This window comes from Micromonospora sp. NPDC049891, assembly GCF_040660295.1.
GTDB lineage: Bacteria > Actinomycetota > Actinomycetes > Mycobacteriales > Micromonosporaceae > Micromonospora.
In genome coordinates this window covers 94,171-107,093 of sequence record NZ_JBFAML010000007.1, presented here as the reverse complement: position 1 = coordinate 107,093, position 12,923 = coordinate 94,171, and the positions used below count along the sequence as shown (strand labels likewise).

Sequence of the window (12,923 nt, the reverse complement as noted above, 5' to 3'; positions counted from 1 at the left end):
GCCTCGAAATGTACGGCCACGTCAAACAAAGTGGCATAGAAATGTATGGCCACGTCGTACAACGTGCTGGTCAGGGGCGCTGCCGGGGACGCCGCCTGCGCCTGTCCAGGCCGACCTTGTGCCAGAAGCACTTGCGATCCCGGCCGCCCCGGCGAAACCCGTTCGGCAGGACGATGCAGCGGACACCCGACCCCGGCAGGATCATGCCGAACTCCTCGGCCTGCTGGAGTGCGGAGTAGACGGTCTGGCGGCTGGCCAGGATCAGCTCGCCGTCAGGCAGAGCCTCCCCGAGGATCCGGGACAGCTCGCCGGGCTCGAACTCGGCATGTCCGATGTCGTTGGCGCGGGCGTACGCGGCGAAGACCAGACGCACGTACAGCGGCTTGATGGTGGCGTTGTCGGCGAACCCCTCGCACATCTCTGTGTCGAGCATGAAGAAGTCCTCGTCGGGTGCCCAGGCCCGCCCCGCCATCAGGCTGCCCCGTAGGCGCGGGGGGTGGTGCCCACCTGGACGATGGTCTCCAGGTTCCGGGTCCAGTAGTCCCGCATCGCTGCGAGCTGCTGTCCGCTGATGTTCCGCGACCCGTCCGGGTGCCGCCTGCCGCGCCACTCGTGCATCGCACGGGGGCCGGGGTCGTCGCAGAAGGCCATGCCGTTGACCATGAAGTACACCAGGGCCAGGTACTGCTTGCGTGACACCCGGACGCGCTGCTCGGTCGAGTTGACGATGTCGCAGGCCACCTGAAGGCCGGCGTTCATCCGCTCGCTGTCCAGGTAGATCACGCCGTCAGGTCCGTCGTCCTTCACTCTGTCTCGCCCTCCTCGTCCTCGTGGTCCACATAGATCGCTTCAACTCGGCCGCTGGACCGGATCAGGACGTGCCAGATGCCGCCACGGGCATCGACCACCCGCCAGCCGGGTGGCAGCTCGTCGGGCAGCGAGTCGTCGTCAGTCACTCCCGCAGCTCTCCACCCGAGTCGCCGTGGATGCAGGGCAGGCAGCGGGTGAGGTCTCGCTCGATACGCCGCCGGTCGGCGTACGGGTACAGGTACTCGTGCCGCTTCTCGCCGCAGCCGGCGCAGCGGTGGTGGGCGTTGGCGAAGGGGACCTGTCTCGGTCGCCCTACCTGTCGCCTGGTCGCGGTCACAGACTCACACCCCGCTCGCGCAGTCGCCGGAGCACCACGCCACCACGGATGACGCGTCCGGTCTCGCTGGTGCCGGTGAGGTCGACCAGGTACCGCCAGGCGTCGGGCGTCAGGCCGGCGGCAGCCAACAGGTCGGCATCAGGGGTGGTGTCGGTCGGAGCGGTCACAGGGTCACCGGCCCAGCTTCTGGGCGTACGCCTCGACCTGCTCGACCGGGTACAGGACCCGCCCGAGGTGAACGATGTAGGTCATGGGTGACCGGCCCATGCTGCGCTGGTTCCGCAGGGTGGCTGCGCTCACGCCGAGGTGTTCGGCAGCTTCGCGGGCGGTCAGGTACTCGGTGCCGTCGATGATCAGCACTGGCTGGGTGTCCTTCCTGGATGATTGGGACTCCTGAGGTGTCCCTGGTGTGGGTCACGAAAAAAGCCGCCGACCCTGGACGGGTGCAGCGGCTGCGTGGGGTGGTGCTCGCGGGGCTCCGTGAAGTGCCCTCATAGTTAAGTCCAGATCAGGACCGACTTCTATGCGCTGGTGTGGCTCAGGTCACAGCATCGGGTGCCGTGGAAGTTGCCCTCACTATTAAGACGGGATGATCTTGCGGCTTTCATGCCCTGTTGTGACCTGGCTCATAGTCACGTCTTGGTAACGGACCTTGACAGGGGTGGGCGAAAGATGGTCTCACAGTTAGATCGGTCGCAGGCCCGGTTTTTACGCGCAACTGTGTCCGGGCTCACGGAAACTCGTGGTTGACACCGCCACCAATCGTCTGTCACCGGACAGATCGGTCCCCCCGTGACAGTCCCAGGGCTGGTACGTTCGGGCCCGTGGAGACAGTGATGATCGAGCGACCGCTCGGCCAGGGGTGGAAGATCACGGCCTGGTGGCAGCTCACCGACGATGGCCGGATCACCAGTCGGCACCCCGCAGAGCTGGTGATCTCCCTTGAGGACGGCGCGTCCCCGGCAACCCGTGCCCGTGGGATCTCCACCGCCGTGATGCGGCAGGCCGAGTCCCTGGTGACCGCGATGAGCGAGCAGGCGGCGGCCCAGGTCAAGGGCGTTGCCGACCCCGACGAGCAGGCACGCGCGCTGGCTCTCCAACTCGCCGCCAAGATGCCCCCCAGCCCTCGGGTGGACAGCGACCGGTACTACGACGGCCTGGTGGACGCCATGGACCAGCTCACCGCCGCCGGGAGCGAGCGACCCGTCCAGGTGCTGGCCGAGGCGCTGGGGATCAGCCCCCACACGGTCAAGACTCAGCTCAGCACCGCCCGCAGGCGTCCACAGAGGCACTGACAGGCTCGCTCACCTGCCCGCCACCACCAGAGAGGCGTCCTCGTACGCCAGGACGTCGCTGACCCGGTACGCCACGCGCCCACCGAGGCGCAGAAACGGCAGACCCGTACCCAGGGACCTCTGATTGGCCAGGGTGCGGGTGGAGATCCCCCACCGGGTCGCCAGGGCGGCCGGGGTGATCAGTTCGGGCAGGGTGGTGGTGCTGGTGTCGCTGTCCGACACAGTGGTGCTCCTGTTCGTCGCAGCGCCGTCGCCACGTCGGCGACCGTCACTCTGGACCGGGCTGGAAGGCCCGCGTCATGTGCTCCTGGGTCTGTGAGAGTTGGTCCTGCCCTGCTGGTGTCACAAACCCTAACGGCAGCTCACGGGCCCTCTCCATCGTCCGCGCGGGGCTCCCGAACGCTCCCCATAGTGGGGACGGAGGAACCGGGTACCATCGCCGCCGTGGGTAGACGAGCGCTGGGCCTGGGCGAGACAGGCGAGGTTGAGATCACCCCTCAGCGGCAGGTAGACGGCCGGTGGGTGCGTGCCGAGCCCGGAGTCCGGCCGGAGAGGTATCGGGCGCGGGTCTACGTCCGCTGCATGGACGGAATCCGGCGCGAGGTGACCGCCACGGCCAGGACGAAGGCTGAGGTGAACCGGCAGGTCCAGGATCGGGTCCAGGAACGCCTCCAGGGCCACGCCACCGCCGGGCTGACCCTCGCCACACCTCTGGTTGACGCCGGGCGTCACTGGCTGGGACTGATGGCCCGCAGCGACTCGGGCCTGTCGCCCCGGTCGATCAGTGACTACTCGGGGAGCTGGAAGCGTCATGTCGAGAGCCGGGGGAGTGCCATCCGGGGTCTGACCCTCGGCCAGGCGAACGATCCTCAGCGGTTGCGCGGCTTCCTCCAGCAGGTGGCCGACCGGCAGGGCACCGGGGCCGCCAAGATGGTCCGCAGCGTGTTGGCCGGTGTCCTGGGTCAGGCGGTGGACGACGGGGTGCTGACCAGCAACGCGATCCGCCAGGTGCGGCCAGTCAAGTCGCAGGTGGAGCGGGAAGACGAGCGGGACCGTACTCGCGCGTTCACCAGGGCAGAGCGGGATTCTGTGATCGCCTACGCCGACGCTCAGGTCCTCCGGCCGTCGCTTGATCCTCGGTCGGTTCGGAAGGCTCAGGTGACCGCCGACCTGGTGGCGTTCATGGCTGGTACGGGCGTGCGGATTGACGAGGCTCGGATGCTCCGCTGGGAGCACGTCGACCTCGATGCGGGGTGGGCTGATGTCCACGGCACGAAGTCTCGGTCCGCTCGTCGTCGCCTGACCCTCCCCGGATGGCTCGTGGACCGCCTCAGAGCCCGCCAGGAGCGTCTGGGAAGCGTGGGGTACCTCCTCTCTACGCCCGCCCATGTTCGCTCGTCTGAGAGCCCCTGGGACCGCTCAAACAGCGCCACGGCTGTGCGTAGGGTCCTGGACGGTGCTGGCTTCCCTTGGGCGGTGCCTCATACGTTCCGGCGGACGGTGGCGACCCTGCTGCACGAGGCTGGCGTGCCGGTGGCGAGGATCGCCGACCAGCTCGGCCACAGCGACCCGGCGATGACCGCCAGCGTGTACCTGGGGCGGGACTTCACCGGCCCTCGGGATGACGTCGCCGCGCTGCTCTGACTCCCCACCTACGTCCCCAGATTGAGCGGGACGGGGCAGGAAACGCAGTGATCCCCCGGTACCTCCGAGACTGGTATCTGAGCAGGTCAGACGCCAGATTCGGGATACCGGGGGATCTCTCGTTATGGGGGCTAAGCAGACTCCCTCGGTCGCGGGTTCGAGTCCCGCCCGCCCCACTTACGGCTGGCATCACGCGCGTCGATCGAGCGGGTCGGCTGAGGCCGCAGCGTGACGGGACAGCGGCGGGACGTGTCATCACCGTATGTTCCCCAGATGGATTCCCTCGGCCGAATTCCTCGCGGTGTCGCTCGAGTTGTGGTCGGCCTGGCCCTGTTCGCGGTGGCGGCCTGCGGTACCACAGTGCCGCAGGCATCGTCCGACGGTACCGCCGCACCCACAGTGGGCGCGCCTCCGGGCTTGTTGCCGTCAGAGACCGCATCTGAGGTGGCGGAACCTCCCCGGCCGCCGCACGAGATTCTGTCTAACAATATTCGCCTGGCCCGTACTGCCTGCAAGGGCTGCGGTGCGGAGCTCAATCTCAACGAACCAACGGTTCAGAAGTCGATTCACCTGTTAATGAGGGAGCACGCCCAGCACAAGGACTTCGTGCTCACCGAGGCGAACGCGGAGCGGGCACTGTACGGGCCGGCCGGCTCGACGCCGACACTGGCCGGTGCCAACAAGCCTCCACCGGACGTCTCATTCCGAGATGCCAGCGGGCGGGAGGTGTACCGGAGAGAGGTCAAGACCTTTAGTGGGGCGCCGACCACGTTCGCTCGGCAGTTCGAGGACTATGCGAAGAAGTTGGACTACCGGGGCGAGCTGTATGTGCAGGTCCCCAGAGGTACAGACGTACGACGGCTGATGGAGGCGTTCTGGGCCAAGAATCGCGACGATCGCCGCCTGGCGAGATACGCGGACGTGTACGTTGCCTTCCACACGCCGGATGGTCGGCCGGCAGGGTTGTGGATGCTGGGGGCTCGTGGGATGGGCGTACCCGGTTAGGGGTGACACGTGGGGGCATCGGTGTTTCTCTACTGCTCGTGTAACCGGATCTGCTGGGGGCTCGGTAAGCCATTGAGCGAGCAGCCCGGCGGCACTGTCATCAGGTATGCCGGCAATCCCGGTCAGCCGGTCTTCTCGAAGTCCCGACTGCCGTCCAGCGCGTTGTGGAAGCTGCTTGCCGACCACGTCGGTCACCAGCTTCGGGTGGCTCACGACTGGGATCCCGAACTGCATCGTCAGATGGAGAGCGGTGTGCTGCCGGCCATGCTGGACGCGGACGGCGACCTGGACATACCCCTTCCGGCCTACCTTGCCGGCTGGCCGGAGGATGGGTTCGCAGATTTGTTGTCCGCTGGCTTCGACGGCACCGACGAAGGGTTTCTGACCTGCGAACGCTGCCCTGAGCGGCTGGCCCTCGGCCGGGCGCTGCGGGATCGCGCAGGTGCCCTGTTGCTGTTTCACGCTGGCGACTCGGGTGAGGTGGCCAATTCTCGGCAACCAGAGCTGAACGCGGCGGCTTGGCGCTTCCTGACCGTGCACTTCCAGCATCCGCTGCGGGTCGTCGCGTATCCCGCTGGGGAGCGTGCTCCGGCCGACGGCTGTGTGACAGTCGGCGGTGGCGGGTCGGGCGGCATGTCGCTCGCGGCGTACGTCGCCGGGTTCACCGGCTGATCTCGGGTCGGAGTACCGGGTCGACTGATCTTGATGTGCGCACCGGCCAGCCATTGGTGCGTCGGACGGTGCGGATGCCGCCGTCGCTGGCCCTGGCCATTTCAGTATCGGAGACGTTGACGGTCTTGTCGTGATCAGTTGAGGGCTTGGAGCGCGGCCGTGATTACGACGAAGAGCGAGATCAGTACGGCCGAGCCGACTCGCACACGTCGTGACCGGCTGAGCAGGCCCACAACGAGCGCCACCCCCACGCCGAGCAGCCAGGGGTTGACCTCGGGATGCCGGTCGAGCTCGACGCCCAGTCGGCTGAGGGCCGCACGGCCGTAGCCGACCAGTGCGGCACCGCCGGCCCAGATGAGCAGTGTCCAGCCGCACCGGCCGCCGGGACCTTCCGTGAGTCGCGACCCGTGGCGGGTGAGAGTGCCGAGCAGATAGGTCACCGCCAGTAGCGCCACCGCGCCGATGAGCAGCACGACATGGCCGACGAAGAGTATGAGCAGTACCCAGGAGTCGATTGTGGTCTTTCGCAGAAGCAGGGCGGCTGCCACACCGACCACGACCATCTGCCCCACCGCCAGACGGCCCGAATTCTCCAGGCGCGGCCCGGTCAGTGCCGACCGTGGTGCAGCCGGGTGTCCCGTCACGCTCTCTTTCCCCGTTCATATCGAACAGCAGGGGCTGGTCGGCGGTCAGCGTGACAGATCCGGCGTTCCACCGCTGCCCTGAAGCTGTCCGCTGGCGGTGCCGCGGACCCGGTGCCAGCAAAAGTGGTGCAAGGCAGGTGCGACAAGGGCACCGATGCGTTCGGCGGTGAGATGGGGCGGTGCCTGTGGGGGCGGATCGCCGGCGATCGTGGCCGTGCGGTTCGCGTGGTGGTACCTCCGCCCACCCTGTTGATCTTCGTGTCAGCCAGCTGGCTGTGGCGCGGTGCGACGCGCTGTTTTGCGCCGTGGGCGTGACCAGCAGGCCGAGCTGGTGCCCGTCCCTCCGGTACTCGCCGAGCGGGTCCGCACGCTCGGTGCTGCTCGTCGGGGTTGTTCGTAGACTTTCAGGGTGGAGAGCAGTCAGGGGCGAGTTCTGGCCGGCTTGTTGGACGCGGCGGAGGATGCCTCGCCGGTGGAGGCGGTCGAGGCGGTCACCCGTGAGGTCGGCGAGGCGCTCGGCGCGTCGGCGGTCTCGTTCCTGATTGCCGATCTCAGCGGTCGGGCGTTGGTCCGACTGGCTTACGTGCCGTTTGACCACGCGGTCGGGGCCCGCCGCCACGGCGATGAGGTCGCCACCGTGCTGCCGTTCGACGGGGGGCCTGCGGAGCAGGCGCTGCGTACGCAGCAGATGCAGGTGACAAAGGGATCCGACGGCTGGACGGTGTTGGCGCCGGTGACCGACCGCGGTGAGGCGATCGGCCTGCTGGAGATGGCGTTACCCACGGAGCCGGACAGGCAGGCGCTGGGGGAGATCGTCCGTACGGCGCACGCGTTGGCATTCGTGGTGATTGCGAACCGGAGACACACCGACCTGTTCGAGTGGGGGCAACGCACGACCCCGTTCACGCTGTCTGCCGAGATCCAACGCCGCCTGCTGCCGGGTTCGTTCACCTGTGAGGCCAGTGCGTTCACCCTGTCCGGGTGGTTGGAACCGGCGGCCAGCATCGGCGGGGACACCTTCGACTACAGCCTGGGCCGCGACGTGCTGCATTTCAGTGTCACCGACGCGATGGGCCACGGGGTGGCCAGCGCCCTGACCGCCACCCTGGGGGTGGGCAGCCTGCGCAACACCCGCCGCCGTAACGCGGGCCTGGTCGAGCAGGCAGCCGCCGCGAACGCCGCGGTAGCCGAACATGCCGGCGTGCGCGGCAGTTACGTCACTGCGGTTCTCGGCCGTTTGTACCTACGCACCGGAGTGTGCGCGTTGCTCAACGCCGGGCACGTCGCGCCGCTGCTCGTACGTGGCGGTGACGCGCGGCCCGTGTCGCTGCCGGGGAACTTCCCGTTGGGCATGTTCGCCGACGCCGAGTACCACCACGAGGAGATCACGCTGCAACCCGGCGATCGCCTGGTCGTGGTCACCGACGGCATGCTGGAGCGCAACGCCGCCGGCTTGGACCTGCCGGCCGTGTTGCGGTCGATCGGTGATCTGCATCCGCGCGAGGCTGTCCGGGCGTTGGCCGACGCCGTGCTTGAGGTGGCCGGGCCCACCCTCGCCGATGACGCGACCCTGTTGATCCTCGACTGGTACGGCGGGCATCACCGAGGCCGGCGTGCCCGCGCGGGCGCGGACCTGGAGCGTGCCAGCCCGGCGCTCACCGACTGACCACTGCCCGCGGTCACGCCGCCGGAGGACGGCTAGTCGCCTCGGCGCTCGGTACGTCGTCGTAGATGTCGATCACCCGATCCACCGACGTGATGCTCAGGACGCGGCGCACACCGGGCTGTACCGCCGCCAGGCAGAGCCGGCCGCCGACCTCGCGCAACGCCTTGAACATCACCACAAGCGTGCCCAGTGCGCTGGAGTCGATGAACCCCACTCCGGCCAGATCCACCACCACCTGCCGGTCGCCGGCGTCGATCACCTGCTGCAGGCTGTCGCGCAGCTGCGGGGAGGTCGCCATGTCGAGATCTCCACTCACCTCGACGACGGTGCACCCCCGCCCCGGCCGAGCCGACAACAGCAGATCCACAACAGCCTCCCAGCGCGGACGATTCGCACCCCACCCTATGGGTCCGGCGGCAGAACCGCCGCAGACGGCTCGCGTCGAGGCGGTGCCGTGGCCGTTTCGGCACAGCCCCACCGACGCTGGCGTGCAATTCCGGAGTCACCTCGCGGGGCCGGCCGGCGAGGTGGCGATGTGGGCTCGCTGTAGGCGGTGAGCCCCCGCGTCACCGACTACAGCGATACGCATGACGCTATCGGCACGCACCCGGCCATGGTCTTGAGGAAAGCTGTATCGTGTTCCGGTTGCCCGCACCCGTCTGGGCTGGGAAAGTGCCTGTCGTTCGGCGATGGCGGCAACGAAAGCGGCAAATTCGGCCCGGAAACTGCCGCATCGAGGTCGGCGGTGGGGGACATCCGAACGTGAGCAGCCCGGTGCAGCCCGATGGCGACAATCCGCAGGCGATCGGTGACATCCTGCGGACCCGGCGCACCTCGTTGGGGTTGACGCAGGCGGATCTCGCCCGGCGGGCGGGCATCAGCGTGCGTTCGGTGCGCAATCTGGAACGCGGCTGCGGTGGCTCTGCGCGGCCGCAGACCTTGCAGCGGCTGGCGTCAGCCGTCGGACTCAGCGATCTCGGCAGTCCCGTGCCGCGACCGCGTCGCGGTGGGATCCACATCACCGTCCTCGGTCCGCTGGCGGTGCACCACAACGGCCGCGAGGTGCCGATCCACTCCCTGATGCAGCGTCGGTTGCTCGGACTGCTCGCGCTGCACCCCGCGCAGTTGGTGCCCACGGCCGACATCGTCGAGGTGCTCTGGGCCGGTCGTCCGCCGGCTACTCATCCGAACCTGATCCACGGGTACGTGGGCGCGCTCCGCAAGAGCCTGGAGCCGGAACGGGAGTCCCGATCGAGCTGGAACGTCGTCGTCACCGGCGTCAACGGCTACCGACTGGCCCTGGACCGCGACCAGATCGATCTGGCCCGGTTCGACGAACTGGTGAAGCGGGCTCGCGGTCAAAGCCGGCGCGAAGACGCGTACGACGACTACGAGCAGGCGTTGCAGTGCTGGCGCGGACCTGTCGACCCGGCGATCCACCACCATCCCGCCGCGGTGGCGGCCGCCCAACAGCGGATCGTCGCGACCCTGGCCTTCGCCGATCTGGCGATCGATCTCCGGCGCTACGACGCGGCGGTGCGCTGGCTCGACCCGTTGAGTCGTGAGGAGCCCCTGCACGAAGGGTTGCACGCCCGTCTGCTGCTGGCCCTGGCCGGCTCCGGTCAGCAAGCCGAGGCGCTGCACCACTTCGCCTCCGTCCGGGCGCGTATCGTCCAGGAGCTCGGGGTCGAGCCCGGGCCTCAGCTGACCGACGCGCACCTGAGGGTCCTCCGCCAGGAGTTGCCCGGTGGGCCGGCGGGCCGGCCCGCACCCAGGAGAGACACCGCTCAGCGCGCGGACGTCACCCCCTTCGAGCTGCCGGCGGCTACCTCGTTCCTGGTCGGTCGCACCCAGGCCCTGCGGGGCCTGAACCGGCTGCTGCCCGGCACCGTGGACGGGCGGCCGGCAGCCGCGATCGCGGCGATCTCCGGTGGCCCCGGCACCGGGAAGACCGCCCTCGCCGTGCACTGGGCGCATTCGGTGCGTGAGCACTTTCCGGACGGACAGCTGTACGTGAACCTCCGTGGGTTCCATCCGACCGGGCCGGTCGTGTCCGCGCACGAGGCCATGCGGACCTTCCTGGAGTCCCTCGGCGTCGCACCGCGACGCATCCCGCAGAGCCAGGAGGGGCGGGTCAACCTCTACCGGAGTCTGCTGGCTGATCGGCGGGTCCTGGTCGTGTTGGACAATGCCCGCGACGCCGAGCACGTGCGGCCGCTGCTGCCCGGCGGTGTCGGTTCCGCCGCCGTGGTGACCAGCCGCAACAGGTTGACCGGGCTGGTCGCGGTCGAGGGTGTCACGCCTGTCGGCCTGGAGGTGCTGAGCCCTGAGGAATCCCGTGAGCTGGTGAGTCGTCGTCTCGGTGCCGCCCGACTCGCGGCCGAGCCCGACGCCGCCGCCGAGATCGGCCGCCTCTGCGGTCACCTCCCGCTGGCGCTGGCGATCCTGACCGCCCGGGCGACCGTCCAGGCGGATCTCCCGTTGGCCTCCTTCGTCGCGCACCTGCGCGCGGAACGCGACAGACTGGATGCGCTACGGGGCGACGAGACGACGATCGACATCCGGGCGGTCTTCTCCTGGTCGTACGGCGTGCTGAGCTCAGCTGCCGCCCGCCTGTTCCGCCTGCTCGGCGCCCATCCCGGTCCGGACATAAGCGTCGAGGCCGCGGCGAGCCTGGCCGGCTGCCCGGTCGACCAGGTGCGTGCGCCGCTCGCCGAACTGGTGCGCGGCAGCCTGATCGAGGAAGCAGCACACGACCGGTACACGCTGCACGACCTGTTGCGGATGTACGCGTTGGAGTTGGCCGGCGCGGTGGACACCGCGACCGACCGGCGTGCCGCCACTCGACGGATGATCGACCACTACCTGTCCGGCGCCATCGGCGCCAGCGGGGTCCTCGACCCGCACCGCGAGGCCACCATGCCGGGGCACCCGCCGGTCGGGCACCGACACTTCGACAGCCCGGCCCAGGCGACTGCCTGGTTCGCTGCGGAACAACAGAATCTGTTCGCCGCGCAGGCCGTGTCGGCGGAGGCGGCCGTCCGGGACACGTCGACAGGTGCCGGCATGGACGACCGGACGTGGTGGCTGGGCTGGGCGCTCGCGGGTCACCTGCAACGGAGCGGACACTGGCAGCAGTGGGCGGACACTCAGCTGATCGCACTGGAGGCAGCCCGCCGGCTCGGGGATCTCCAGCGTGAGGCGTACGCCCACCGCAACATCGGGCTCGCGCACGCCCACACCGGCGACTTCGAGAAGGCGACGGCGTACTACCGGCGCGCCCTGGGCCTGTACGAACAGATCGGTGACCTGGCCGGCGCGGCGTCGACGCACCTGAACCTGGGCTGGGTGGCCGACCGCCGCCAGCGGTTCACCGAGGCGCTGCACCACGCGGAACAGGCATTGACGCTCTACCGTTCGGCGCGGCACCCGGCCGGCGAGGCGGACTCACTCAACACGATCGGCTGGTACCAGATCCAGTTGGGCGATCATCGGTCGGCGCTCGACCTGTGCCGGCAGGCGCTGGCGGTGCAACAGGCGATCGGCGACCGGCGAGGCCAGGCCGACACGTGGGACAGTTTGGGCTACGCACACCACCACCTCGGTGACCATGAGCAGGCACTCGCCGCCTACCGGCAGGCCCTGGCGCTCTACAGTGAGGCGACGGACCGGTACCACGAATCGCTGGTGCTGAACCACATGGGCGACACGAACCGCGCGGCCGGCGACGTGACGGCGGCCCGGGACCTCTGGCGGGAGGCGCTGCGGATCCTCGACGAACTCGGCCACGCCGAGGCCGCCGACGTCCGCGACAAGCTGTCCGAGCTAGCGCCGTCCCGGTCCGTGCCAGGTGGCGACGACCAGGCCGGCTCCGCCCGCGACGACGCCCACGCGGGCGACGCTTGGGGCGGCCGATAGCGCCGCCGGCAGGTGTGGTCGGGACGGTGGTGGCCGGCGCCCCGCGCCGGCCAGGCGGCTTCAGTCGCGCAGGGCGCGTTCGAAGACCAGGCGGTTCGTGCGTACGTACCTCACGTCGTTGAGGTACTGGATGTGGTGTCCGTCCGCGAGGTGGCCGGCGAAGGCGGCGTTGCCGGCCGCGGCCTGGGCCTGCATGAAGTCGACAAGTGCCCGTAACCGGGCGACGGTCACGTCGACCAGACCGGCTCGGGCGCTGTCGTCCAGCCCGTAGCTGTCGCAGAACGTCCGTAACCGGGCGGCCTGTTGTTCGGTGGTTCCGAAGCCGTCCGTGTTCTCCGGCGCCGTCATCGGCACCCATCGGTAGGCCGCGTAGGCGACATCCCAGATCCGGGGTCCGGGCTGCGCATGGTCGAAGTCGATGATACCCACGACGCGGTTGCCGTCGAGCACGCAGTTGTGCGGCGCGTAGTCACCGTGACAGATGACCTCGACCGGTTCGGTCGCCGCCACCTGCCAGCCGTCGCGTGGCGCCCGCCGCGCGTACTCGGTCGTCGCGTCGTGGTACGCCCTGAGCAGCGTGGCCGCACTTTCCAGCGCCTCGATCGAGGCCGCCGCGGCGGTGGGCGGATAGTTCGACACCTCGCCGGGCAGGAAATCGAGGATCTCGAAGCCGGGCTCGCTCGTGTCGCGTACCCGGGGTGCCGCCGTGAAGCCCTCGGTGGCGAGCTGCCGCAGCAGTTCGTGGACCCGGGTGGACCAGGGCCCGGTGGGGCGGCGCACCGTGTCGCCGATCCGAACGACCTCGTTGACGCCGCCGCCCGTCAGGATCTCCCGCTCGACCATCCGCCACTCCGCTGCGTCGACGTCCGACCACCGTCCGGCCGCGTCGCACCAACACGCGTCGACGACCGAAGCTGACAGTACGACGATAC

16 protein-coding genes are annotated in these 12,923 nt (G+C 69.2%); 6 read left to right on the top strand and 10 right to left on the bottom strand.

Annotated features, from left to right (window positions below; translation table 11 throughout):
• Positions 1–70: 70 nt before the first annotated feature.
• From AB0I71_RS11800 to AB0I71_RS11775, 6 genes are read right to left on the bottom strand one after another with little or no spacing between them, the layout of a single operon-like run.
• Entirely contained in the window at positions 71–472 is a 402-nt protein-coding gene (locus tag AB0I71_RS11800; RefSeq protein ID WP_357583566.1) for a hypothetical protein, read from the bottom strand.
• On the bottom strand, positions 472–807 hold the full coding sequence (locus AB0I71_RS11795; protein ID WP_357583564.1) for a hypothetical protein: 336 nt from the start codon (positions 805–807) through the stop codon (positions 472–474). Before AB0I71_RS11795 ends, AB0I71_RS11800 begins: the two co-directional genes overlap by 1 nt.
• Positions 804–956, bottom strand: coding sequence for a hypothetical protein (locus AB0I71_RS11790; protein WP_357583562.1), 153 nt, complete (start codon positions 954–956; stop codon positions 804–806). The genes AB0I71_RS11795 and AB0I71_RS11790 overlap by 4 nt, the downstream gene beginning before the upstream one ends.
• On the bottom strand, positions 953–1,147 hold the full coding sequence (locus AB0I71_RS11785) for a hypothetical protein (RefSeq protein WP_357583560.1): 195 nt from the start codon (positions 1,145–1,147) through the stop codon (positions 953–955). The genes AB0I71_RS11790 and AB0I71_RS11785 overlap by 4 nt, the downstream gene beginning before the upstream one ends.
• Positions 1,144–1,314 (bottom strand): hypothetical protein, encoded by a 171-nt coding sequence (locus tag AB0I71_RS11780; RefSeq protein WP_357583558.1) that lies wholly within the window; start codon positions 1,312–1,314, stop codon positions 1,144–1,146. The genes AB0I71_RS11785 and AB0I71_RS11780 overlap by 4 nt, the downstream gene beginning before the upstream one ends.
• 4 nt (positions 1,315–1,318) lie before the next feature.
• Positions 1,319–1,507: a helix-turn-helix domain-containing protein gene (locus AB0I71_RS11775; RefSeq protein WP_357583556.1), complete on the bottom strand. Its 189-nt coding sequence runs from the start codon at positions 1,505–1,507 to the stop codon at positions 1,319–1,321.
• A 476-nt stretch (positions 1,508–1,983) separates the two neighbouring features.
• On the opposite strand from AB0I71_RS11775, the gene AB0I71_RS11770 reads away from it, so the two are divergent.
• Entirely contained in the window at positions 1,984–2,442 is a 459-nt protein-coding gene (locus AB0I71_RS11770) for a hypothetical protein (protein WP_357583554.1), read from the top strand.
• A gap of 9 nt (positions 2,443–2,451) precedes the next feature.
• Here AB0I71_RS11770 and AB0I71_RS11765 read toward each other — a convergent pair whose 3' ends face one another.
• Positions 2,452–2,664, bottom strand: a complete 213-nt coding sequence (locus AB0I71_RS11765) for a DNA-binding protein (RefSeq protein WP_357583552.1) — start codon at positions 2,662–2,664, stop codon at positions 2,452–2,454.
• Between the two features lie 222 nt (positions 2,665–2,886).
• On the opposite strand from AB0I71_RS11765, the gene AB0I71_RS11760 reads away from it, so the two are divergent.
• From AB0I71_RS11760 to AB0I71_RS11750, 3 genes are all read left to right on the top strand, one after another.
• Positions 2,887–4,086, top strand: a complete 1,200-nt coding sequence (locus AB0I71_RS11760; RefSeq protein ID WP_357583550.1) for a site-specific integrase — start codon at positions 2,887–2,889, stop codon at positions 4,084–4,086.
• Between the two features lie 273 nt (positions 4,087–4,359).
• Positions 4,360–5,091 (top strand): hypothetical protein, encoded by a 732-nt coding sequence (locus AB0I71_RS11755; RefSeq protein ID WP_357583548.1) that lies wholly within the window; start codon positions 4,360–4,362, stop codon positions 5,089–5,091.
• A 72-nt stretch (positions 5,092–5,163) separates the two neighbouring features.
• Positions 5,164–5,763 (top strand): hypothetical protein, encoded by a 600-nt coding sequence (locus tag AB0I71_RS11750; protein WP_357583546.1) that lies wholly within the window; start codon positions 5,164–5,166, stop codon positions 5,761–5,763.
• 134 nt (positions 5,764–5,897) lie between these two features.
• Here the strand turns inward: AB0I71_RS11750 and AB0I71_RS11745 are convergent, their stop codons facing one another.
• On the bottom strand, positions 5,898–6,326 hold the full coding sequence (locus AB0I71_RS11745) for a hypothetical protein (RefSeq protein ID WP_357583544.1): 429 nt from the start codon (positions 6,324–6,326) through the stop codon (positions 5,898–5,900).
• A 490-nt stretch (positions 6,327–6,816) separates the two neighbouring features.
• Between AB0I71_RS11745 and AB0I71_RS11740 the strand changes: the two genes are divergently transcribed.
• Complete coding sequence (locus AB0I71_RS11740; protein WP_357583542.1) at positions 6,817–8,073, top strand: PP2C family protein-serine/threonine phosphatase; 1,257 nt, start codon at positions 6,817–6,819, stop codon at positions 8,071–8,073.
• Positions 8,074–8,086: 13 nt separating this feature from the next.
• Here AB0I71_RS11740 and AB0I71_RS11735 read toward each other — a convergent pair whose 3' ends face one another.
• Positions 8,087–8,440, bottom strand: a complete 354-nt coding sequence (locus AB0I71_RS11735; protein WP_357583540.1) for an STAS domain-containing protein — start codon at positions 8,438–8,440, stop codon at positions 8,087–8,089.
• 395 nt (positions 8,441–8,835) lie between these two features.
• Between AB0I71_RS11735 and AB0I71_RS11730 the strand changes: the two genes are divergently transcribed.
• A complete protein-coding gene (locus AB0I71_RS11730; protein ID WP_357583538.1) occupies positions 8,836–11,991 on the top strand; it encodes a tetratricopeptide repeat protein in 3,156 nt (1,051 codons plus the stop codon).
• A 60-nt stretch (positions 11,992–12,051) separates the two neighbouring features.
• Here the strand turns inward: AB0I71_RS11730 and AB0I71_RS11725 are convergent, their stop codons facing one another.
• Positions 12,052–12,834: an aminoglycoside phosphotransferase family protein gene (locus AB0I71_RS11725; RefSeq protein ID WP_357583536.1), complete on the bottom strand. Its 783-nt coding sequence runs from the start codon at positions 12,832–12,834 to the stop codon at positions 12,052–12,054.
• Positions 12,835–12,923: the final 89 nt, after the last annotated feature.

Bases quoted from the DNA above. Each gene is read 5' to 3' on its own strand.
- AB0I71_RS11800 (WP_357583566.1), bottom strand. From the start codon at position 472: ATGGCGGGGCGGGCCTGGGCACCCGACGAGGACTTCTTCATGCTCGAC.
- AB0I71_RS11770 (WP_357583554.1), top strand. From the start codon at position 1,984: ATGATCGAGCGACCGCTCGGCCAGGGGTGGAAGATCACGGCCTGGTGG.
- AB0I71_RS11755 (WP_357583548.1), top strand. From the start codon at position 4,360: ATGGATTCCCTCGGCCGAATTCCTCGCGGTGTCGCTCGAGTTGTGGTC.
- AB0I71_RS11745 (WP_357583544.1), bottom strand. From the start codon at position 6,326: ATGGTCGTGGTCGGTGTGGCAGCCGCCCTGCTTCTGCGAAAGACCACA.
- AB0I71_RS11725 (WP_357583536.1), bottom strand. From the start codon at position 12,834: ATGGTCGAGCGGGAGATCCTGACGGGCGGCGGCGTCAACGAGGTCGTT.